General features: G+C 50.1%; 15 protein-coding genes and 1 pseudogene. 9 read left to right on the top strand and 7 right to left on the bottom strand.

Features of this window, described 5'->3' with window-relative positions:
* Nucleotides 1-4: 4 nt before the first annotated feature.
* The 5 genes from AABE20_RS08675 to AABE20_RS08655 all read left to right on the top strand — a co-directional run bounded on the left by AABE20_RS08675 (nt 5) and on the right by AABE20_RS08655 (nt 8,548).
* A complete protein-coding gene (locus AABE20_RS08675; protein WP_338332695.1) occupies nt 5-3,040 on the top strand; it encodes a site-specific DNA-methyltransferase in 3,036 nt (1,011 codons plus the stop codon).
* On the top strand, nt 3,037-5,100 hold the full coding sequence (locus AABE20_RS08670; RefSeq protein WP_212345523.1) for a 3'-5' exonuclease: 2,064 nt from the start codon (nt 3,037-3,039) through the stop codon (nt 5,098-5,100). The genes AABE20_RS08675 and AABE20_RS08670 overlap by 4 nt, the downstream gene beginning before the upstream one ends.
* Nucleotides 5,101-5,482: 382 nt before the next feature.
* The gene (locus AABE20_RS08665; RefSeq protein WP_408740816.1) at nt 5,483-5,995 is read left to right on the top strand and encodes a DUF6538 domain-containing protein; all 513 of its coding nucleotides are present in this window, start codon (nt 5,483-5,485) and stop codon (nt 5,993-5,995) included.
* Nucleotides 5,982-6,509 carry a tyrosine-type recombinase/integrase gene (locus AABE20_RS08660; RefSeq protein WP_338332693.1) on the top strand — a complete coding sequence of 176 codons (528 nt, stop codon included), beginning with the start codon at nt 5,982-5,984 and terminating at the stop codon, nt 6,507-6,509. Before AABE20_RS08665 ends, AABE20_RS08660 begins: the two co-directional genes overlap by 14 nt.
* A 158-nt stretch (nt 6,510-6,667) precedes the next feature.
* On the top strand, nt 6,668-8,548 hold the full coding sequence (locus AABE20_RS08655; protein WP_338332692.1) for an AAA family ATPase: 1,881 nt from the start codon (nt 6,668-6,670) through the stop codon (nt 8,546-8,548).
* A 141-nt stretch (nt 8,549-8,689) separates the two neighbouring features.
* Here the strand turns inward: AABE20_RS08655 and AABE20_RS08650 are convergent, their stop codons facing one another.
* Together AABE20_RS08650 and AABE20_RS08645 are read right to left on the bottom strand one after the other, a co-directional pair.
* Nucleotides 8,690-9,199 carry a hypothetical protein gene (locus tag AABE20_RS08650; RefSeq protein ID WP_338332691.1) on the bottom strand — a complete coding sequence of 170 codons (510 nt, stop codon included), beginning with the start codon at nt 9,197-9,199 and terminating at the stop codon, nt 8,690-8,692.
* A gap of 249 nt (nt 9,200-9,448) precedes the next feature.
* Nucleotides 9,449-9,727 carry a hypothetical protein gene (locus AABE20_RS08645; RefSeq protein WP_338332690.1) on the bottom strand — a complete coding sequence of 93 codons (279 nt, stop codon included), beginning with the start codon at nt 9,725-9,727 and terminating at the stop codon, nt 9,449-9,451.
* Between the two features lie 72 nt (nt 9,728-9,799).
* Here AABE20_RS08645 and AABE20_RS08640 point away from each other — a divergent pair, with 72 nt between their 5' ends.
* Nucleotides 9,800-10,102 carry a helix-turn-helix transcriptional regulator gene (locus AABE20_RS08640; RefSeq protein ID WP_253531425.1) on the top strand — a complete coding sequence of 101 codons (303 nt, stop codon included), beginning with the start codon at nt 9,800-9,802 and terminating at the stop codon, nt 10,100-10,102.
* A 26-nt stretch (nt 10,103-10,128) separates the two neighbouring features.
* On the opposite strand, the gene AABE20_RS08635 is transcribed toward AABE20_RS08640, so the two are convergent.
* From AABE20_RS08635 to proA, 4 genes are all read right to left on the bottom strand, one after another.
* Nucleotides 10,129-10,524, bottom strand: coding sequence for a type II toxin-antitoxin system death-on-curing family toxin (locus AABE20_RS08635; protein WP_338332689.1), 396 nt, complete (start codon nt 10,522-10,524; stop codon nt 10,129-10,131).
* The gene (locus AABE20_RS08630; RefSeq protein ID WP_338332688.1) at nt 10,524-10,751 is read right to left on the bottom strand and encodes an AbrB/MazE/SpoVT family DNA-binding domain-containing protein; all 228 of its coding nucleotides are present in this window, start codon (nt 10,749-10,751) and stop codon (nt 10,524-10,526) included. Before AABE20_RS08630 ends, AABE20_RS08635 begins: the two co-directional genes overlap by 1 nt.
* Before the next feature lie 24 nt (nt 10,752-10,775).
* Entirely contained in the window at nt 10,776-10,967 is a 192-nt protein-coding gene (locus tag AABE20_RS08625) for a hypothetical protein (protein ID WP_338332687.1), read from the bottom strand.
* 137 nt (nt 10,968-11,104) lie between these two features.
* Entirely contained in the window at nt 11,105-17,149 is a 6,045-nt protein-coding gene (gene proA / locus AABE20_RS08620) for an anti-phage protein ProA (protein ID WP_338332686.1), read from the bottom strand.
* Between the two features lie 297 nt (nt 17,150-17,446).
* Between proA and AABE20_RS08615 the strand changes: the two genes are divergently transcribed.
* Both AABE20_RS08615 and AABE20_RS08610 read left to right on the top strand, forming a co-directional pair.
* Entirely contained in the window at nt 17,447-18,547 is a 1,101-nt protein-coding gene (locus tag AABE20_RS08615) for a restriction endonuclease (RefSeq protein WP_338332685.1), read from the top strand.
* 56 nt (nt 18,548-18,603) lie between these two features.
* On the top strand, nt 18,604-22,224 hold the full coding sequence (locus tag AABE20_RS08610) for an ATP-dependent DNA helicase (RefSeq protein WP_338332684.1): 3,621 nt from the start codon (nt 18,604-18,606) through the stop codon (nt 22,222-22,224).
* 218 nt (nt 22,225-22,442) lie between these two features.
* On the opposite strand, the pseudogene AABE20_RS08605 reads toward AABE20_RS08610, so the two are convergent.
* Nucleotides 22,443-22,598 (bottom strand): annotated as a pseudogene (locus AABE20_RS08605) (IS5/IS1182 family transposase); the annotation flags it as partial.
* 51 nt (nt 22,599-22,649) lie between these two features.
* Here AABE20_RS08605 and AABE20_RS08600 point away from each other — a divergent pair.
* Nucleotides 22,650-22,865 (top strand): hypothetical protein (locus AABE20_RS08600; protein ID WP_338332683.1); only part of this gene is annotated, 216 nt, incomplete at its 3' end.

The following is a 22,865-nucleotide window of genomic DNA, read 5'->3' as shown; positions in this document are numbered from 1 at the left end:
GACGATGACGGACACACGGAACAACGAATTCTTAGAAGCCCTTCGTGCTGAAGGTGGATCAGCCGGTAACGGCACTCTTCGTGAAAGACTGGGCTGGGACGAGAGTGACTATAGAGAGGTCAAAGACGCATTGCTTACTGCCGGGACGATTGCAAACGGACGTGGAAGGGGGGGCTCTGTGCATCTTGCTGGAGCCTCCGTCGTCGAAGCACCAAAAGCCTCATCTCAAAATATAGCTACGACGTCACGTACAAAGGCAAAGCCCGCGACAAAAGGGACGAAAACAAAAAAGCATGCCATAAGCAGCTATCGTCACGACGAAGCCACGCGGCGGAACATCCCGACAGCCGAGTTTGAATCCATCATGGAGGCAGAGGACCGCAAGCCGAAGACGCTGCTCTATCCCCGCAACTCCGACTTGGACCCGCAACTTGTCTGGCGCGGGAAGGATGAACAAGACCGAGCAGCCCTCAGTGTGTCCGCGCCGCCCCTGTATATTCAGGAGAAAGTTCATCCGCAGGCGCTGATAGAAGATCTCAAACGGCAAAGCCGAGCACGCATTGAGGATGATGCCCCCGATCTGTTCGGCGATTTTAACGGCCTGCCGGACAGTCAGGCAAAAACCGAATTCTACCGTCACGACCAGCACTGGTCGAACCGCATGATCCTTGGCGATAGCTTACAGGTGATGGCCAGTCTCGCCGAGCGCGAAGGTTTGCGGGGTAAGGTGCAATGCATCTATTTCGATCCTCCTTACGGGATCAAGTTCAACTCGAATTTCCAGTGGAGTACAACCTCGCGTGATGTGAAGGATGGCAAGCTCGATCAGGTGACGCGGGAGCCAGAGCAGGTCAAGGCGTTTCGTGACACATGGCGTGATGGGATTCATTCTTATCTAACCTATTTGCGTGACAGACTGACCGTGGCGCATGATTTGCTGACAGAAAGTGGGAGTATTTTCGTTCAAATTGGGGATGAAAACGTTCATCGTGTTCGGGCGGTTCTGGATGAGATATTTGGGGAGGAAAACTTTATTGCACAAATATCTTTCAAGAAAACAGGAGGCAAGGGAGGAAATTTTATAGATAATATATCAGATTACATATGCTGGTTTTCAAAAAATAAAAAAATCACAAAATATAGGGATTTATATAAATCACGCCCTATTTCGATGATACAGTCAGGGTATAATTGGGTTGATGACGATTTCCTTCCAAGAAGATTGAAGAAGCATGAAAAGGAAAATTTTGGAATTTTAGAAAGAGATAATATTTTCCAAACATCTATTCTCGTATCGCAAAGTGGAGGAGAAAAATCCAGCTTCGCATTCAATTTCGAAAATAAAAATTACAAGCCTTCAAAGAATACATTTTGGAAGACGAATTATGTGGGATTGAATGTATTAAGTAAGTCTGGAAGAATTATTGGTGTATCCGATACGCTTGCATATAAAAGATATGAAAAAGATTTTCCTGTTGTGAAGATAAATGCTTTCTGGGATGATACTATAGAAAGTACGTTTGCTGTTGATAAAAAATATGTAGTGCAAACTGCTGCAAAAGTCATAGAACGTTGCATGCTTATGGCCACCGATCCAGGTGATCTTGTATTGGATCCTACTTGTGGGTCGGGCACAACAGCCTACGTTGCCGAGCAACGCGGGCGGCGCTGGATTACTATTGATACATCCCGTGTAGCACTTGCACTTGCTCGCTCTCGGCTTATGGGTGCCCGTTACCCCTATTATCTCCTTGCTGACAGTCCGGAAGGGCAACGCAAGGAGGCTGAAGTTACGCGGTCCATTCCGAAATCTCACCCGACGCATGGCAACCTTAAGCATGGCTTTGTCTATGAGCGCGTGTCGCATATCACCCTGAAATCCATCGCCAACAATGCCGAAATCGACGTGATCTGGGAAGATTTCCAGATACGGCTGGAGCCTCTGCGGGCAGAACTTAACAAATCCCTTGGCCAGCATCGGGAGGAATGGGAAATTCCGCGTGAGGCAGAGGCGAACTGGCCCGAAGCTGCACGGAAAACGCACGCAGCATGGTGGGAGCAGCGCATTGCCCGTCAGAAGGAGATCGACGCTTCCATCGCTGCCAAGGCGGATACCGAGTATCTCTATGACAAGCCCTACGAAGACCGCTCGAAGGTGCGGGTGAGCGGACCGTTTACGGTTGAGTCTCTCTCGCCACATCGGATGCTGGCGGTTGGCACGGACGATCAGTTCTTCGACCCCGGCAAGCCGACGGCGCCCTCGCGCGATCCATCCGTGCGTGATTTCGTCACCATGATCCTGACGACCCTGCGTGAAGCCGGCGTACAGCAGGGCGACAAGCGCGAGCGGATTACCTTCACATCGCTCGATGTCTGGCCGGGCAAAATGCTTTGTGCTGAAGGGCGCTTCATGGAGGGCGAGACCGAGCGGCGGGCTGGTATCCTGATTGGTCCTGAATTCGGAACTGTGACGAAACCTGACCTGACTTCGGCAGCCCGTGAAGCTGGGGACGCCGGATTTGATGTGCTGATTTCCTGTGCGTTTGCTTACGAAGCCAATGCGTCCGAGTTCAATAGCCTTGGGCGCCTGAAAGTCTTGCGCGCACGGATGAACCCGGACCTCCATATGCAGACGGATCTGAAATCAAGTGGCAACCTGTTCGTCGTGTTTGGTGAGCCGGATATAGGCATTGAACAAACGGAAGATGGAGAAATTCGTGTTCGCATCCATGGTGTGGACGTGTTCAAGCCTTCGACAGGCGAGGTTGTGTCGGGTGGGCCAGAGGATATCGCTCTGTGGATGATTGATACGGACTATAACGAGGAAAGCTTCTTTGTGCGTCATGCTTACTTCCTTGGCGCAAACGATCCTTACAAGGCGTTGAAGACGACACTGAAAGCGGAAATTGACGAAGAAGCTTGGACCAGCCTGAACAGTGAGGTCTCGCGTCCCTTCCCGAAACCAGAGACCGGACGGATTGCCGTGAAAGTCATCAACCAGTTTGGCGATGAGGTGATGAAGGTGTTTGATATCTCATGACCGAGTTTCGCATTGCTGACACGTTCACTGCGAGCCTTGCGCGGCTTTCGGGGCAGGAGCAGAAAGCCGCGAAGATCACGGCGCTGGATTTACAACTTGACCCGACCGGCAAGGGACTGAGCTTCCACCGCATCGACCATGCGAAAGATCCGCATTTCTGGTCTGTCCGGGTGAACAGGGATATCCGCCTAATCGTTCATCGTATGGCAGGCAGTTTGATGCTCGTCTGGGTGGACCACCACGATGACGCCTATCGTTGGGCCGAGAGACGGCGGATTGAGGTTCACCCTGCGACTGGCGCGATGCAGATGGTGGAAATCCGCGAACGGGTTGAAGAATTGCCCGTCCCTGTTCTGCGAGAAAAGCGACTGTTCGCGGGACGCACCGAGGCGGAACTGCTTTCCTTCGGAGTGCCAGCGGATTGGCTGGCGGATGTTCTGGCCGTCAGTGATGAAGATGCGCTGCTCGATCTGCTCCCTCACTTACCTGGCGAGGCGGCAGAGGCATTGATGGCGTTGGCAGTAGGGGAAAAGCCAGCTCCGGCACGGATCGAAAAAGAGGTTCAGGGCTTCGCCCATCCCGATGCTCAACGTCGTTTCCGCGTGCTGCATGGAGTGGAGGAACTGCGCCGCGCGTTGGATTATCCATGGGACAAATGGGCCATTTTCCTTCATCCTGCACAGCAGGCACTGGTGGAGCGGTCATTCTCTGGGCCTGCGCGGGTAATGGGTTCCGCGGGAACGGGAAAGACGATCGTTGCTCTACATCGCGCTGTACATCTGGCACGAGTTCATCCGAACGAACGCGTCCTACTCACAACCTTTTCCGGTCCGTTGGCACGTGCGCTGGCGACACGGGTGTCCCTGTTAGTTTCGGACGACAGTTCGCTCGCCTCCCGGATTGACGTAAGTTGTCTGATGCAAACGGGACTGGGGCTTTACACGACCCTGACGGGGAAAAAGCCGCTCATAGCCTTCTCAGCCGATATTCAGGAGCGGTTGACACAAATCGCGAATGATGCAGCGGACAGCCGGTTTTCGCTATCCTTTTTGTTCGGGGAATGGAGCGATGTGGTAGATGCGCGCCAGATCCGTGATTGGGAGACCTATCGCACAGCGTCACGCATGGGACGTAAGGCCCGCCTGGGTGAAAAGCAGCGCGCATCTCTCTGGACGTGTTTTGAATCGTTACGGAAGTCACTTGCCCAGGACGGCCTGATGACCATGGCCGATGTGTTTCTGGCTCTGACCGATGCATTGCAGGCTGGACGACTGGCGCCTCCTTATGGGTTTGTCATCGTGGATGAGGCGCAGGACCTGGATATCGCCGAAGCGCGTTTCCTTTCCGCTCTTGTTGGTGGAAAGGAAAACGGTCTGTTCTTTGCAGGCGATCTTGGCCAGCGGATTTTCCAGCAGCCTTTTTCATGGAAGGCAATGGGGATTGATGTTCGAGGCCGGTCGTCCACCTTGAAGATCAACTATCGCACCTCGCATCAGATCCGAACGCACGCAGACCGGCTCCTCTCCCGATCCGTCTCGGATGCTGACGGTATTGTGGACGAACGGGCCGAGACGGTCTCTCTGTTCGATGGCCCAACGCCAATTATTGCCTTGTTTGATGATGCTAAGACAGAAGAGGCTGAGGCGGGACGCTGGATTGCCGAACGCATGAAGGAAGGCTGTCTGCCGGAGGAGATCGCTGTTCTTGTTCGCTCCCGATCCGAGATCAACCGGGCGAAGGCTGCCGTTCGTGCAGCCAGAATGACGGCTACAATATTGGACGACACGCTTGTCCTTACGCCTGGTTCCGTTTCCATACTGCCGATGCACCTGGCAAAAGGACTGGAATTCCGGGTTGTCGTGGTTATGGCGTGTGACGACGAGGTTATCCCGCTTCAATCGCGGATCGAGCAGGTTGCAGATGAAGGTGAACTCGAAGAAGTTTACGCCACTGAGCGTCACCTTCTTTATGTGGCCTGCACGCGGGCGCGAGATGCGCTTTGGGTGTCGGGGATAGAACCGGGATCAGAATTCCTAGATGATTTGGAGAGTCTTAAGTAATCAATTTTTCGTTTGAAGCGAAGGAGACTAATCAACGACGTCTGCTTGTTTGTAGTAGGATCTAAAAGCAGACCTTTCGCCCCCCCCCCAATCAGCCTATCGACCTTCAAGAGAGACTTATAACAATATCCCTCCATATAGGCCTCACCCTGAACCGGCATTTGCCTTTCCCATAATGTTTAGCGTAGAAATTTCACTGTTCGAAACAAAGGGGAATTTCCCTGGGTAAAAACCTATGGGCGACGACAATGTGCGGGTTCGAGTCCCGCAGTTCGCACCATAAATCCTTGATTTAGAAGGATTTATTAGTTCCGGAACTGTGACGGTAATTTTTTACCCATAAGTTTGCCAGCAGCTTGAACGTGCGGGATGAGAGTGCGGGATGCTACGGGTCATGGGGACGAGGTATTATTTCAGGCGTGCCGTGCCACGCGACATCCAAGCCATACTAGGTCGGAAAGAGTTTTCCCTTGCGCTGAAAACCAGCAATAAAGTGATAGCGCGCGAACGCGCAGGGCTGCTTTATGGAAGGATCGGCGAGTTGTTCAATAAGGCCAAGGATGCCGCACCCGAGCCAACCAAAGCCGAACTGAAGGAACTGATTGCCCTTCAGCAGAAGATTATCACCGAACATGAAGACCTGCGTGACGTTGAACGCGCCGCTGCACAATCACGCCGCAAGGCCGATGAAGCCCGTCATCTTTACGAGAAACTCACCCTTGTGAAGCAGACCGAAGATTTTTTCGAGCGTGTCACTCCCGCCATGAATGATCTTCTGCACCGTCTGAGCAGATTAAGCACCGATATCCGCACCGTGGACAAGTCGGGTAACATCCGAGCGCACATATCAGGGGATTATCCAGACAGCCCTTTATACAGGGATGCGTCTGGGTGAAATCTGCAACCTGCGTAACAAGGACGTCGAGATTATCGACGGCATCCCCTGCTTCCACATCCAGCCTCACACCGAGATTGTGAACGGCAAGCAGCGCAACTGGTCGCCCAAGACTGCCGCAGGCACACGCATTGTCCCGATACACAGCAAACTGCTTGAAACTGGAATCCTGACGTTCAAAAACTCAGGACTCTACTTATTTGATGAACTGACAATCGCACCACACGGGGTCAGAGGGAACGAGTTTGCACAGGCCTTCTCGAAATTCAAACGCCGTATAGGCATTCCAGAAGATGTGACCTTCCATTCCTTCCGTCACCTTGTCTCCACCAAGCTGCGCAATCAGGAGAACGATATCCGCGAACTGTGGATTGATGCGCTGCTAGGGCATGAAGCAACGCATCGTTCACAGGGAACAACAAACTACATGTCAGGCATTGAGGTGAAGAACCTGCAACGGGTTGTTGAGGCGCTCATCTATCCGCCTTTCATACACTTCACGCCTGACAGATGACGTAAACGGTAGCTTTGGGGGGGAAACCACCTGTCGGCTTTGCTGCTCATACGTGAGGAAAACGGACACCTTTCACGTTTGGATCGCTGGACCCGATATGTTCGCTTGATCCCAGTCGAAATAAGCGTGAACATCTTCGTAATCAATGAGGAGTATCGATGTTGCTGCTATCAAAATTTCGCGTTACTAATTTTCGTTCGGTGATCGACAGTGATTGGATAAACACAGAAGATGTGACAGCTCTAATTGGAGAAAATGAAGCCGGAAAGACAAATATTTTGCTCCCACTATGGAAATTGAAGCCATCTGGAGGGGGGGAAATTAATCTTGTCGACGATATGCCTCGTTCACTCTACGCCGAAATGAGAGAGCACCCAGACCAGCATACATTCATACGAGCAGTATTCATCTTGACTGATGAAGAAAAAAGCTTCCTAGAAAAATTTGGAATAGATCAGGGGAAAGTTACTCGTATCGAGATTTCCCGCAAATTTTCGGGAGAATATGATGTTTGCCTTATAGATTGTCTAGATGTAGACGCAAATAATACATTTAACACTCACAATGAAGAAGACGCGGAAGTAAAATCAGAGTCATCAGAAAGCCTTAAGTCTGCAATTATTTCCAAGATTCCAAAATTTGTATATTATTCTAATTATGGAAATCTTGATGCACAGATTTATTTACCTCATGTTATTGAAAATATGAAAAGGGACGATTTGGGTCCTAAAGAACTAGCAAAAGTTCGCACTATAAAAGTACTTTTTGATCTTGTAAATCTAAGTGCTGACGAAATTTATGAGTTGGCAACGCGCACAGTTATTACTGAGAAATACAATCATCTCAATCAACTAATTCAGAGGGTTGACCAAAGCGAAAATCAACAAGAACTAGGAAATGATAAGGTCAGAGAAAGGTCTATACTTTTACAATCCGCCTCGTCAAAACTCACTAAATCTTTTAAGGATTGGTGGAAACAGGGAAATTATGTTTTTGAACTACAGGCAGATGGTAATTATTTTAGAATTTGGGTATCTGATAGTCGTCGTCCTGAAAAAGTTGAATTAGAAAATCGGAGTACTGGGCTCCAATGGTTTTTGAGCTTTTTCCTTGTCTTTACTTATGAAAGTGATGCCGCACATGACAATTCTATCGTTCTGTTAGACGAACCCGGCCATTCTCTACACCCCCTTGCTCAACGTGACTTGTCTTATTTTTTTAATTCTCTCTCTGAGAAGCACCAAATACTGTTTACTACGCACTCACCATTTATAATTGATGCTGATCGGCTTGATAGAGTGAGGAAAATTTATATCGATGCCAGCGGTGGTACAGTCGCATCCAGCAATTTAGGAGCAGGTAGATCAAGGAGTGGCACACGTGAAGCAGGAGCGACATATGCCGTACATTCTGCTTTGAACTTAAGCGTTGCTGAGAGTCTTTTACTAGGGTGTGAACCGATTATTGTTGAGGGGCCGTCTGACCAACATTATCTATCTGCTATAAAAAATATTCTGGTTTCTCGAAGTCTGATAAGACCTAGCATGGAACTTGTTTTTCCCCCTTCTGGAGGTGCTAAGACTGCAAAAATTATCGCATCTATTTTGCTCGGAAGGGATGATACACTTCCATTTGTTCTCCTAGATAGCGATAGTCCCGGAAAGCAAGCTGCTACAGCACTTAAAGAAAGTCTTTATGCTGGACATGAGAGCTCCGTGTTAAACACCGACCAATTTATCGATGGTATCCAGAACACTGAAATTGAGGATCTAATTCCGCCTGAGTTGATAATCGAACTTATAGATAAGATGGAAAGACGACCTGATACGGACTTTGAAGGGACGTATGAGGAAGGCAAGCCTATCGTTCCACAGATCAAAAGCTGGGCGTCCGCTCACAATGTAGATCTTGTTACCAACTGGAAAGTACAATTATCCATTGAAACTAAACAAAAATTACAAAAAAAGCCTGGTAAATATGTTGATGAAAAATTTATAAAAATTTGGACGAATCTATTTGAAGCATTTTTGAAGAAGTAATCTAAGAAATATTTCAAGACAGTAGCGAGATAAAGCGCATATGCAGTTATCTTGCTTGCACGGTTAGCTGGTGAAGTCTATTTAAAGACTTCACCAGCTGCGTTTTGAGTGGCAGTAGTGAAGGGCGAGTGCTGTGTCTCGCTATTTCGAGATGGTTTTAATCGCGTTTATCGTTCCAAGAGCATTCATGACTGACGCATAAACCTCCTGAAATCTAACAAAATTAGGCTTGGAAAATTGCATTAAATTATCCGGGAAACACCGCTCGACAACGTATGTTTTCTGCTGCGCATTCCAGTCACCATGAACGTATGCGTTTCTGATATATTTAATGGCTAATAAATCCTTAAATATATCCTCATCTAATTTCATCCCTCTAACTGTAAAGGCTTCCTTTAATCTATCGATACGCTCTTCATTAGTGCCTCTATTAAAATAAGAATAGATGTCACTCCAAAGGTTGTCCCCTGTGTTCCATTTTTTTATCATCATCTCTATGGATCCGATCATCATCGTACTCCACAATCTACAGTAACTTGAGTACTTTATTCTTTCCGGGCAAGGTGCCTCTTCAGGATCGCCATCAACAAGCTTTTCTAACAATGTTAAATAGATTTGGTCGTCAGAGTAAGAATCTATGAATTCATCCATCCGTTTCGCTCCTTAATTTTTTGTAATTTCGCCCTCAAACATCATAATAATTGTTTATTATTTTTTCTATCAACGATTCTGTGAAGAAATAATATTTAAAATCTCTTCTGGCCATCAACTATTCGCCTTTCAAAGATGTTCTATCCATTCGGATGGCATGGTTCCATGCCGAAGTCAAAGTTAGATATTCTTGGGAGTTATCAACCGCCGACTTAGTCGAGAACGGCAAAAAAATTTTAGTTGGGTTTATCACGGTTGTTTAGCAATGTCGGCTTCGTTCTCATCCGTACGCATCAGGTGTCGCCACAAACCATGCCATGAATCTGCGGCCACGATCCGCGTGGCTTTGATAATCATGTCCGTACCCGCATCTGACATTCGAGCGACGCAGAATGTCACTCTCCAGAACACCTCTTTATCGAGCCAAAACGCAATTGTAAACATATTTGGCTCCATATTGCTTTGTTTATGTATATTTATGAGCGATTTTTCGGTACCAGATATCCATATCCATTTGACAACCAACATGAAAACTGCAATTTTAGCGCAACATGGAAGTGCAGACGCAAACACGTCCCACAACCGACAAGGATGATCGAAATGTCCATTCTGCTGGCTTCACAATGCAGAGCCGCACGCGCCATGCTTGGACTCTCCCAAAAGGAGCTTGCCCAAAAAGCCGAAGTCGGCTCCAGAACACTGGCTGATTTTGAAACGGGAACACGATCACCACACCCTCGTACCCTGAAGGCGATCCGCGAGACTCTTTGCTCGCTCGGGATTATTTTTCTGGACGCTGAAGGTAGCCTTGGTCCTGGCCTGCGCCTGGATTGCGAAAAGTCATTCACAACCTTTTTTCCACCAGGCATGGAACTGGAAACATTATTCACCGCAGAAGAGTAAATACCCTCTACGCGACCGAACTGAACTTATTGAGCGACATGACTATGTTGTTTGAGCCAGAGCGCGAAGGCCTCTTCAGTCATCGCCCCGGACGCTAAAGCGACAACCGTTTCAACAACCTCGGACGCGGCAACATGAACACGAAAACCATTCACGCGTAAAAAGAGAACGCAGCAACTCCATGCTGTCCTCTTGTTGGCGTCATTAAAAGGATGGTTGCGAGCAATACCATACGCATAGGCTGCAGCCAGCGTCGTCACGTCCGGAAAATCTCCCTCGGCATAGTGCCAACAGTTTTCTGCGCGCGCCAAAGCGCTCAGCAATAAGTGCTCACTTTTAAGACCGTGCGTGCCACCATATTCCCGTAAAGCCTGATCATGCATGAAGAGAACGACATCAGGCTCAAGGAACTCGGGAACCATCAGCGTTTTGCCAGTTCCTGAAGAACGTCAGCCTGTTCGCGCAACGTGTCCCGCGCTATCTGCATCTGGCGCTCCAGCTTGAGATTACGTTTGACGAGTTTGATTCCGTCCGCCATTTCCACCAACGTCAATTCCTGGCCGACTTCCAGATCCAGACGGATACGGGTCTCAGCGGGAAGAGTGATGCCGACAGAATTCCCCTGTTTGCGAACAACCACTGTTTCCATGACATACCTCCGTATTACATGCCGTCATACTATGCTGCGCCTCCTGCCAATAGCAAGAACAATCCGCTGGCCTACCTTCACATCATCTTCCATCGCTACCGCATAATCATATTCATCATCGTCAGTATCTTCGAAGTGCATAACCCAATAATCAGACGCAGATTTTACGTGAAAATGTAGTTGATTCCGCTTTGAACAGACAGGGTCTTCCAGCATCAGCACCGATAAAATCCACGTCTTTTAATGCGTAGCGCACGCCTCAAATTTACAACTATCAAAGGCAAATGCCCCATTGCGCTCCTCAGCATCCTGACACAAAGCAGAAGAGTCCTGTTCTCAACAGAGTATTATTTTTATACTCCAGCCTTATCGTGTTGGTCATTCATAAGACGCGCTTCATTCAAAGCTACAGCAAAGCGTGCACGGGTCGCCTGTCCCATACGGCTCATACCACATGCATCGCGCATCCGGGCAATGGCATCGTCATCCGGACAGTCAATTGCAATAGCTCGACAAGCAAGATCTACGAGTGCTTGAAGAGGTAATGTCGCCGGGTCCAAAGGCTTTTCAACAGGTAAGGATGTCAAAGGTAACCGTGGGACGACAGGCTGTTGATCCGACCAAAGGAAAGTCCCAATTGCTTCCTCCGTACGAGCAGTAGCTGCGGGAATCGCGCGCTGAAGTCGTTCGCGGACTTCTCGAACTGCACGGTTAAAACCATGTGCTCGTGATAACGTCTGAATAAGAATGTCTTCACGGATAACTGTTGCCTGATCGATTGCACGAACAATCAGCTTGGTCAGTGTCGGCAGATAGTCGTCCTGAGCGAACCGAGATGGAGCGATCTCAATGTTTAAATCATCTTCACCATGAGCAGAGATGTCTTCCGGCGCTTTGGCATAACGAGACTCAGAAATATTTTCTTGATCCTGCATAGGCTCGAACGTTGGCTCTTCAATACGCCTTTCAGTATGCGCAATTGCGCCAGCCTCATCAACAGCACCTTCGCAATCCATTGCAATAGAGGTAGCGTTAAGCGCTTCCTCAGCTGCCACCTTGTCGCGCTCAACTTGTTCAGAACGGGTCTGACGCGCATCTTCGAGAAAACTGTTTAAAGCACGGTCAATCCGCTCAACTTCGCGAGGAGCATTGGTCCACCAATCAGTGGACCAAATACGTAGGATGTTCCATCCGAGCTTTTCAAGCACGGCCTGCCGCAATCGGTCACGATCGCGAGCCGTTGCGCTGCGGTGATAAGTTGCTCCATCACATTCCACGCCAGCAAGAAACGTACTGGGCAAATCAGGATCTACAACACCAAGATCCACTCGAAAACCAGACACACCCACCTGGGTTGTTACTTCCCAACCTTTTGCCTGAAGCATTCCCGCAACTTCGACTTCGAAAACACTGTCATATCCTCCGACGGAACCTTCGTGTGCGCCTGCAAGCGCCATCGCCCCCCGCTCTGCGAACAAGAGAAAACGGCGCAGATCTCGGACACCCGCTGCACGCGTCCGCTCGATTGCAATCTGATCGCCCCGTAATGATCCGAAGACAATTAACTGTTCGCGAGCGCGTGTGATTGCGACATTGAGGCGACGCTCCCCTCCTTCTCGGTTCAGCGGCCCAAAATTCATTGAGATCTTACCTGTAATATCCGGACCATAGGTGAGCGAGAAAAGCATCACATCACGTTCTTCACCCTGCACATTTTCCAGATTTTTTACGAGAACCGGCTCATTCGCCTGTTCTCCCGTAAATCTTTCAAGCGCTGGATCTCTTCGGACTTCCGCATCCAACAAATCAACAATAAGCTTTTGCTGTTCCCCATTAAAGGTAACAATGCCGACCGAACGATCGGTAGCATCACGCATAATCCGAACCGCTTCCGCAACCACCATCCGAGCTTCTGTTGGATTAGTATGTGAACCATTCCTACCTGGTTCATAAATACCTTTCGGAACAAAGCGAAAAGAAACAGCTTGATCCGCCGTAACTGGCGAAGGAAAGGTAACCAGATCACCACCATAATAGGCCTGATTGGAAAAGGCGATCAGGCTTTCATGACGACTGCGATAATGCCATTCCAAACTAATGGCCGGAATACCTGCGCCTAAACATTCGTCAAGGATCGAATCAAGGTCCGTCATCTCATCAGATGTATCGGCATCAGCGGTCGCTCTGCCTGCCGTGAAAAAATCAGTCGGAGGCAACTGCTTGGGATCACCAACCACAATGACTTGTTTGCCACGACCAATAGCACCAATCGCATCCCATGTTGCAATCTGGGATGCTTCATCAAAGATCACAAGATCGAACGGCGCAGCATCAGCGGGCAGGTATTGTGCGACCGACAATGGACTCATCATCAGGCACGGTGTCAGGGTTCGAAGTGCTTCCGGCATCTTTTCCGCCAACTGACGGACCGGCAGATGGCGCGTTTTTTTGGCGATTTCCCGAGTAAGAACCTTGTATTCTGGATCATGTTGTCGCGCGGCTTCTCCTGGAATACGCCCGGCAAGACGCGCGCGGATCAGGCGAACGGCCAAAGTTTTCAGCTTTTCATCAAGTTCACAGAACCGAAGAATACGTCCTTCATGTGTCGCTGCGACGAAACCACTCAGCAAAGCAGAATCACTGACCGCATGCATCGTCCACCAACGCGCATAATTCGCTTCAAAAACGATCAGCACATCGTTCTGCGCAACTAAACCATGCTCCATAGCTTCGACCATAGGTTTTAGGCCTAGCTGTGCAGCCTTATGGCAGGCACGACGCCAAGAGCACCAGTCCCGCAACTCACGCGCAGCATTTTTCCACTCACGCAGTTTATCTATAGTACAATTAAGCCAGTTGGCATTTGCGGGGTCGACCAACATAACTACATTGCTGGCACTACAGGCCCCCAGTGTTTTCATGGCAACTTCGAGCGCAGAAAAAGCTGCCAGATAGCGGGTCAGAACAACGTGGACGGCTCCACCAGGAGCCAACAGATCCTGTCCTTCATTCAGAAGGGTTCTGAGATTGGCACGCGCAGTAAGTAACTCAGCAGTATCGGTCGCGCACCCTGCTAGACAGGTACGCGTTTCCTGCCCCCAATCAAATGTGGTATTAATTTGATTAAAATCAGTATCCAAACCACGCCACATTGCTCCGATACTTGCTTTATGTGGAGCATTAGCGAGTTTTTCAAAAATCGTTTTACATTCAACGAGCGCCTCCAAGTCACTTTCACAATCTTCAGGTAAGGTAATAGCATGAGGCTCTAGCCGTTTACGGATTGCTTTTTGCCCCATAGAACGGGCTAGGAGCCACTTATCTTTAGCGACCTGCCACTCTGCTAGCATTTCAGTTAAAGGCAGGGCACGAATACTGTCTTTCCAACGGATATCTAAATCCGTAGCCAAAGTGCTATGACGCGCAACCGCTGCTTGCTCCAACAACACGGCATCGCGCATGTCTTGCGCAGTTTCAGCAAAAGCCCAGGCGGCCATATGAGGTGACAGCAACTGCTGGCAAAGCGCGTTAATTTGCTCAAGGCGAAGAAAAGAGAGATTATTCGCTGGCAAAGCAAGAGCTTTGAGAACATCCTGTGCTGCATCTTGAAATGTATCGAATGCACTAAGTGCCTCATTGACAGCACCAAGTAGCTTGGCTTCCCACAATGGCGACCAGTCTGTTTGCTCAAGACCTGCCAGTCTGGGTGAGATGACAACGTCTCCAATACGAGCATAAAGCGTTGCCAAATCTTCAACAGACTGAAGGAGTGCATCATAGTCGGCTTTTGAATGGACATCGGCGTTTGCCCATTCAAGTGGAATACGTACGATAGAGGATTCCTGAGCGCGAAGAGTGACACCAATACCGCGATAGGGTGTCCAACCATTTCGACGAGGCGTATGTAAATCACGTACGTAGGTATTTAGTTCGGCACGAAGAGTGTCCAGTGAATGCTTGGTCTGTGCATATTCCTCGGGTTGAAAATCCTCCAGCGCAGCTTGTGCTGTCTGAAACTGTTGTAGAACAGCCATTTTATTGGCTTTGGGTGAAAACAGGTCCAAACAGAATTCTGCGATACCCAACTTGGCAAGCCGCGCACGGACGACCTCCAGTGCAGTGCGTTTTTCAGCTACAAACAATACCGTACGGCCTTGAGCCAAGGTATTAGCAATGATGTTGCCGATTGTTTGGCTTTTGCCGGTACCAGGTGGACCAATTAGGACGAAGTTTTCACCAGCCGCAGCACGAGCGATAGCCTTGAGCTGAGAAGAATCTGCTTCCATCGGACAAACGAGATCGGCTTTGGCAAGTAAATCATCAAGATCGCCAGAGCAATCAAAGCCTGTCGGCAGGTGCGGATTGATTTGTTCGCTCTCTTTAACTCCATTCAACAAACGACTGGCTACATCGTTTGTGGCAAGATGATCTTTGCGCTCAAGAAGATCCTTCCACATCAGGAATTTTGCAAAACTCAATGTGGTCAGACTAACATGCTCCCGCACCTCCCATCCTGGAATATGACGAAGATGCAGCCGAAATGCCTCGATAATTTTCGGCACATCAAGACCGGACTCATCTTCTGGAAGCGCCTCTCCTTCTAGAAGTGGAATACGAATGTCATATTCAGCGCGGAGCATTTCCAACAGCGTTGTATTGATCCGGGTTTCGTCACTATGCGCACGCAGCATAAACGGCGACTTGATGCTAGTCCGCTCCAAAATCACAGGAACAAGGATAAGGGGTGCAAGATAAGGTTTTGACTTATCCTGAGGTGTCCAAGCCAGAGCACCAATCGTCAGGAAAAGTACATTTGTGCCACCTTCCTGCTCTGAACTTCTCGCTTGACGATAAATCTCGGTCAGCGCGGTTTGAAGCTTATCCTCTTTCCACTGCACGACAATTTCACGTCGTGTAAGAGCCTCCTGAGCATAAGCTCTTGAGGCATCCTCATGATGCCGCCCTTGATGAAGAGCTTTATTTCTTGGATCATCGTCATCCATGAGGCCTGGCGCAGAAACGAAACGAAGCGGTTTAGCATTCCCGCCAGAACGCATGTCAGCAACCATGTCTTCGAGAGCTGCAGGATCTGGGCAATCGAGTTCAATCAGTTGCCGATCTGATTTCGGCAAATTCAATAGCCGATTGCGTGCAGACATATCGAGCAAACGATTACACCAACGCTGCACACGGTCAGCAGGACGCTCTGGCAGGCGCTCTTCTTCCTGCTCTTCACGCAATGCAGGAGCAGCTTCGAATATTGGCTGTCCAGCTAAATCGGAAGAAGCCTCATCCGTTGTATCATTTGATAAAACTGTAGAAGTGGATAGCGGACGAATACGACGCAGGCGTGCTCGGTGAATATCAATGATTTCGCGGAACGTATCCTGATCTTCGTCATCAATCTCACTCAGATGCGCCTCGCCGCGTTCACATGCAACGGTGAAGCCCGGTTTGGATAAGGCTGTCACCAGTGTCGTTTCAAAAACACGCAGATCATCAAGCTTCAAACGATTACGGATACCTGGCAAATCCTGAACGACCGATGCGCCCGCATCCTGCTGTGCGAGCCACAGACCAGCGAAAGCATGTCCTCGCGTCAGAACAATCAGGGGCCGAAGGCCAATGGCTTCCAAGCATGCTGCGAACAGAACTGTCGTGTCGAGGCACGTCGCCAGTCGTTCTTCCACAACCTGCGTCGGAAGGCGGATACGCTGGCCGTTTTCAACAAAAGACGCAGGTGGATTGATATAGGTAATATCAAGGGCGCATATGGCACACCACAGAGCTTGTGCCTGCGCCCACACCCGCGCCTTGTCGCCCTGATAACCTTCCAAGGATGGTGATTGTCCGGCTTGACGTAAAATATCGGATGCATTGCGTAAAATACGGGCTACTGCCGGATCATTAGGAAGAACGAAAGCCGCCAGAATATCGGGTATGCCCGACAATCCGCCCCATTCGTTGCGGGCGAGCATCCGAATATCATGTGCCGTTCTGGCAAGCTCAACTTCCCCAGCCCGCGCCACAACAGTTACGGTCGATTTTGACGCTTCACTCTGGGCAGAAAGCAATGCCCCGTCCAACGTCAGGTCACGGTCTTTTAGAACCCGAAGTTCCCCAGCGCCAATTTGTTGAAGCAACCATGAACGAGGGGTAAGAAATGGGGGCTCGCTGGTAATACTGATTTCGACAAGTTGATATGGATTTGTACTTTTGTTATCGAATGCCAGTTCTTCAAGGAGAGGTACACTATTCTCCCACAGACTTGCATTCACAGAGCCCTGCAACGCGATTTGAAGTTCAGGTTTGTTTTCAGTCAACGTGACGCCATCTTCTGTTTCAATCGGTTCATGCTCTGTATTCACTGAAAACTCCATCATGCCCGGCATATTCATGTATCCGCGTACCATGAGGGCAATCGGGACATGAAAAAACATCCATAATTCACTGCAAAGAACTGTCAGGCATTAAGGCCAGCTTTTCAAGCCGCTTTCAGCCCCAAAAACACGCTCGACTGGAATGCTTGCTATGCTCCTTAAAGACAGTTGACGACTTTATTGCTTACCTGCACGAAGATCGGCACTGTGTTAACGTAGCATGACTTCACACATCACAAAGTTATAAAGACAAAGGTTTTGCTACAAGACGTTCAGCGATATGGTGAAATATCTTAATCCTGAAGGCCTCTGTTTATGTCTACTCTTTCTACCCTGCTTGACACCCTTCGCCATATGGCCGTCACCGAGAGCGAAAAAGGGACGTATTTTGAGGAGTTGGTGGTCTGCTATCTCCGGACAGAACCCAGCTATGTCGATCTCTATGACAAGGTCTGGCCCTACAAGGAGTGGGCAAAGGAAGAGGGACATCCTGTCAAGGATACAGGTATCGACCTTGTGGCCAAAGAACGGGGGACAGGCAATCTCCACGCCATCCAATGCAAGTTCTACGCACCAGACCACAAGATAACCAAGAAGGATATCGACACCTTCTTCTCAGCGTCCGGCAAAAGCTGGTTCTCCCATCGCGTCATTGTGACGACCACGAACCACTGGAACAGCAACGCCGAAGACACACTGGCCAACCAGCACCCGCCAGTTAGCAAGATTGACCTGCTCGACCTTGAAACCAGCGTCATTGACTGGTCACAGTATCAGCCGAAACAGAAGCCTGTCCTACGGGAGAAAAAAAAGTCCCGCGCGCATCAGGAAACAGCCATCGGGAACGTGCTGGCTGGTTTCAAAAAGCATCAGCGTGGTCGCCTCATCATGGCGTGTGGCACAGGTAAAACCTTCACCAGTCTGAAACTGGCAGAAGAACTGGTTGGCGCTGGTGGTCGCGTCCTGTTTCTGGTTCCCAGCCTGTCCCTGCTTTCCCAGTCCCTGACGGAATGGACCCAGGAAAGTCATGTTCCCCTGCATAGTTTCGCTGTCTGTTCAGACAGTGATGTGGGAAAGAAAAAGGCATCCAACGACGACGAAATCAAGGTCAAGGTTCACGAACTTCGCTACCCTGCAACCACAAACCCCAAACGACTGGCGACCGAATACCAGAAACGTCACGACGCCACCCATATGACGGTGGTGTTCTCCACCTATCATTCCATTGATGTCATCAGTCAGGCCCAGAAAGAGCATGACTTCCCGGAATTCGATCTGATTGTCTGCGACGAAGCTCACCGGACGACCGGTGTGACCTTTGGCGGGGAAGATAACGACAGCGCCTTTGTGAAGGTTCACAATCAGGATTATCTGCACGGCCAGCGTCGTCTCTACATGACCGCCAAAGCAGCGTAACAAGACCCCATACCGGCACAAAACCGTTACAAGTCCAAAGAGGAGGCATCGGCCACATGACCACGCATCTCACTGCCCGCATCGCTTGGCATGACGACGGATGGAACGGACGCGTCTGCTCGAAGCCAGAACTCAACACCTACTGCGTTGGCCTGAAGTCCTATCCTGGGGACGTGATCCACCGAGAGCGGAACTTGGAGAGGGAAACGGCTTGCGCCGGCCAAGCGGTCTGCAAGCTCAAGGGGGACGACGTGCCACCCTGCATATACAGCATCAATACCTTTGGGCCCGACGCGATCCGCGGCTATTCCAATCCACCAGACTTCTTCTACGGTGGTGCTGATCGGGAAGAATGGGATATCCCGCCTTCGACCGTATGCGTCTGGCCGTATGAAGCCATGTATGGCGATGAGGTTTATACTGACGGTCGGCTCGATAACGATAAGCGACGCAGAGGCGCGGACGAATTTTTTGCAGAACTGGACGATGGCGAAAGCCTGATCTTCTACTATGCCAACCACTCCAACCCGTTCACCGACGAAAATGACCCCAAGTATGTGATCGTCGGGGTCTCACGAGTAAAACAGGTCGGCAAACCGCTTTTCTATCCGAACGCCACGGACGACATCAAAAAGCGCTTCGCTCAGGGCATGGTGTGGGCACGCAATGTGACGTCCTACTACCCTGATGAAGGTTTCCGCATTCCCTACCACGCTTATCGCGATCAACCTGGAATTCTCGAGAAGATCCTCGTCACACCTGAGAACCCCGCCACGTGCAAATACGGTGCGCGTCACCTCACCGATGATACGGCCATCGGGATGCTGGAGCAGTTGCTCGATGCCATAGGCCGGCTCAAAGAGATCGGAGACGCCCAGGAAGATTGGGACCTTCGCGAAAAATGGGTACAGGCGCAGATCGGCAAGCTTTGGCAGCGGCGCGGTTTATATCCTGGCCTGCTTACCGTGATGGATCTTCTCGATGCGGAAGTCAGCATCAACAACGCCAAATGGTATTGCGACAGAAGGGAGGAGAAGAAAGCCTACGAGCTTTTCTTTGATGCCCTCGACAGCGGCAAGGATTGCCCCGAACTGGAATTGACTGGGTTCGTGACGAAACGTGTCTCGCGTTCCTGGCAGTTGCTGGAAGACGATGCGCGTATGTTCCTTAAAACGATTGCAGTGCGCGTTGACCTCTATCTCGATCAGCTTAAAAGCATTGTTGGTCAGAAGCGTGCCGCGCATGGTCTGCCTGACGACCTGAAGGAAATTGTCGAAGACCCCTATCTGCTAAGCGAACTCTTTGTCGGAGATGTGCCCGAAGACATCATCCCATGGAGTACGATGGATCGCGGGGTCTTTCCGTCACCGGAGCTCGGCGGTGATGTACTATGCGACATGCTCCTTGATGATCCTCGCAGGCTTCGTTCGCTATGTGTGGAACAATTACGACGCGAACCTAATCAGACCTTCCGTCCGGCGGATATCATTCTGAAGGAAATCAATGCCCGAATGGATCGGATGCCAGAATGGAAGAGGCATAATTTCAGTCTGCGATATTTTGAGGTTGAGCGAGATCCGCTCGAAAAAGCCTTGGTACTCAAAAATGAAGACGAGCGCCTCTACCTCTATCTGAAGCAGGTATTTCAGGATGAGCGTAGAGTCGAAAAGGCGCTCACAGAGCTTTTCGACCGGCCCGCCATTGCTCTGTCCCGCCCCCTCCCAGATGGGTTTTGGCTGCAAGCTGTTTCTGATGATGAATCACTCCTCTCGAAGAAGGGGGGTGAGAAATACAAGAAGGCAGTCGCAGCCCAAGCAGAGCAATGTGCTCAAATATTTAGGTTGCCTCTTTCGGTTGTGTCCGGTCGTGCGGGCACCGGAAAGACAACCATCATCCGTGCTATAGTCAAAGGCATCCGGCAAGTCGAGGGAGTTGGCGCGCCGATCCATGTGATGACGCCGACCGGCAAGGCAACGGACCGTGTACGCGCCGTATTCGAACGTCACATGATAGCTGGTGTCGACGTGTCGACGATCCACTCCTTCTTGGCTTCAAACGGCTGGCTCAATGACAACCTAACTTTCAAGAAATGGGGTGGAAAACGCTCTGATCTCGAAGGCACGATCGTCATCGACGAAACATCCATGCTTGATCTTGCGCTCGCCGCCACATTCTTCCGATCAATCGAATGGCAAAACGTGAAGCGTCTCATCCTTGTTGGCGATCACAATCAGCTTCCTCCGATCGGCAGAGGGCGCGTCTTCTCGGATATCATTGAATGGCTGCGCAAAGCCGAAACGCATAATCTGGCGGTTCTTGAGACTAATATGCGTCAGATGGAAAATAGGCTCGACGGGAAGGGTCAAGGCATCCTCGACCTAGCAGAGCTATTTTTGGTAGATTCGGCGGTGCAAAGCCAACAAACGACGCCTGAGGCAGAGCAGCTCCTTCAGAAGGTGCACCAAGGAGGGAAGATCGACGAAGATCTGGATGTTGTCTATTGGAACTCGGCCGAGGACCTCGTAGCTAGCCTAGTGTCAGACTTGGTCTCAGTCCTGCCGCGAGAAGATAGTGACCCGCCAATTTATAAGTTGTGGCGCAACGAGATCGTCCAGAACAATCCCGAACGCTTGCAGGTCTTAACCCCTCACCGCGGAGAGCTTCATGGCGTCGAGGCGCTGAATATTGAGCTTCAATCTGTTTTGACAAATGACCTGATCGACCGTGTGGGTGCAGTTGACGGCATCACGTTGAACGACAAGGTCATCCAGATCCAGAACAGAACATCTCGACGGGGACTGTGGGCCTTTGATTTCGCTATCGGAAAAGCCCGCCAAGTTGAGCTTTTTAACGGAGAAATCGGGTATGTCGAACCTCACAACTTCGACCGAGCAGACCTAAAGAAAGTGTTTGCGGGCTACAGCAAGAAGCGCCTGAAGCGGTTTCAGGTGAAGTTCGCGAGAAAAGAGAAGATTTGCGTAAACTATGGTCGCGACATTCCCACCGCGACAAAAGGAAGATTCACATCTGAGAGTGTCGAGAGCAATCTTGAGCTCGCCTATGCAATTTCGATCCATAAGTCACAAGGAAGCGAGTTCGAGCAGACATTTGTTGTCCTCCCTGCGTCTCGACGACCGCTGAGTGCGGAACTTCTCTATACTGCATTAACGCGCGCCCAAGGCCATTGCAGGCTGTACGTGCAAGGTAATCTCTCACCGTTGTTGGACGCGCGGCGCAAAGAGAATGCTCAGAGCGTACTCGTTTCGTCATCGCTTTTCGGCCATTTTAGGAGCATTGATGACCGACTGTTGGCTAGAAGCGACTGGTATGAAAGCGGCAAGATCCATGAAGCGCTCAGCGGCGACATGGTGCGGTCAAAATCCGAGGTGATAATCGCGAACCTGCTCCATCAAGCAGGTATCCCATTTACATATGAAGAGCCACTCTATGCTGGAGACGGCAGCTTCTTTCTACCGGATTTCACGCTTCGAGTGGGTGGGGAAAAATACTTCTGGGAACACTGGGGGATGACGTCAGATGAGGAGTATTCGGCACATCGCGATAAAAAGAAGGCTTGGTACGAGACTAATTTCCCAGGGCGCCTGATCGAGACGCTCGAAAGTAGCCAGCTCAGTTCCGACACAGACAGACTAATTCAGCAAATCAGGCGAAAGTAGGCGTTAGGTGTTTAGGCTCTCTCTGGCCTGCCGACCACCTATAACAAAGGTAAACCCTTCGGGACGCTGTCAGAGAGGCTGAAAACAATGGAGCAGAACTCGTCTCCGGCAAGACCGTCAGCAGTCCGTCAGCTTACAGCGTTCGACCTGCAAAAGTCGCTATACGAAAAAGTCGCAAATGACTGTTATTCGAGAGTTCATGGGTTCGAATCTTATTCACCGTCTTTGACGGCATCCGCATAGGCCAGTGCTTTATCCAGATCAGCACGAAAAGCTTCGAAATCTACAGTCTGGGAAAGGGCCTCGAGCTGATCACCAAGCCCGCTCAGACGAGCAAGGCGCTCTTCAACATCAAAGAAATCAGGCTGCTTCATCATTCATCCCTCCCCCCCAACCAACAAACGTAGAAGGAATGGAATCACAAAGTGCGAAACAAAACCAGTGGGTTTTTAGAACCCTCCACCTATGAACAGGCACGGTTCTACTTCGACAAGATGCAGAGCCTGAAGCGACTGCCAGACTTTATTAAGATACCAAAGAAGCAACCAAGCGTAACCATCCGGCGAGAGACGCGGGCGTATTCAGGCGGCGATGGTATTGTGGACCTGCTGGTGGGCTTTCCAGTGCCAGGGCAGGAGTTC

It is taken from the genome of Acetobacter zythi (assembly GCF_963921165.1).
Classification (GTDB): domain Bacteria; phylum Pseudomonadota; class Alphaproteobacteria; order Acetobacterales; family Acetobacteraceae; genus Acetobacter.
Note: the sequence above shows the minus strand (reverse complement) of the source record. Positions and strands in the feature narration are given on the sequence as shown.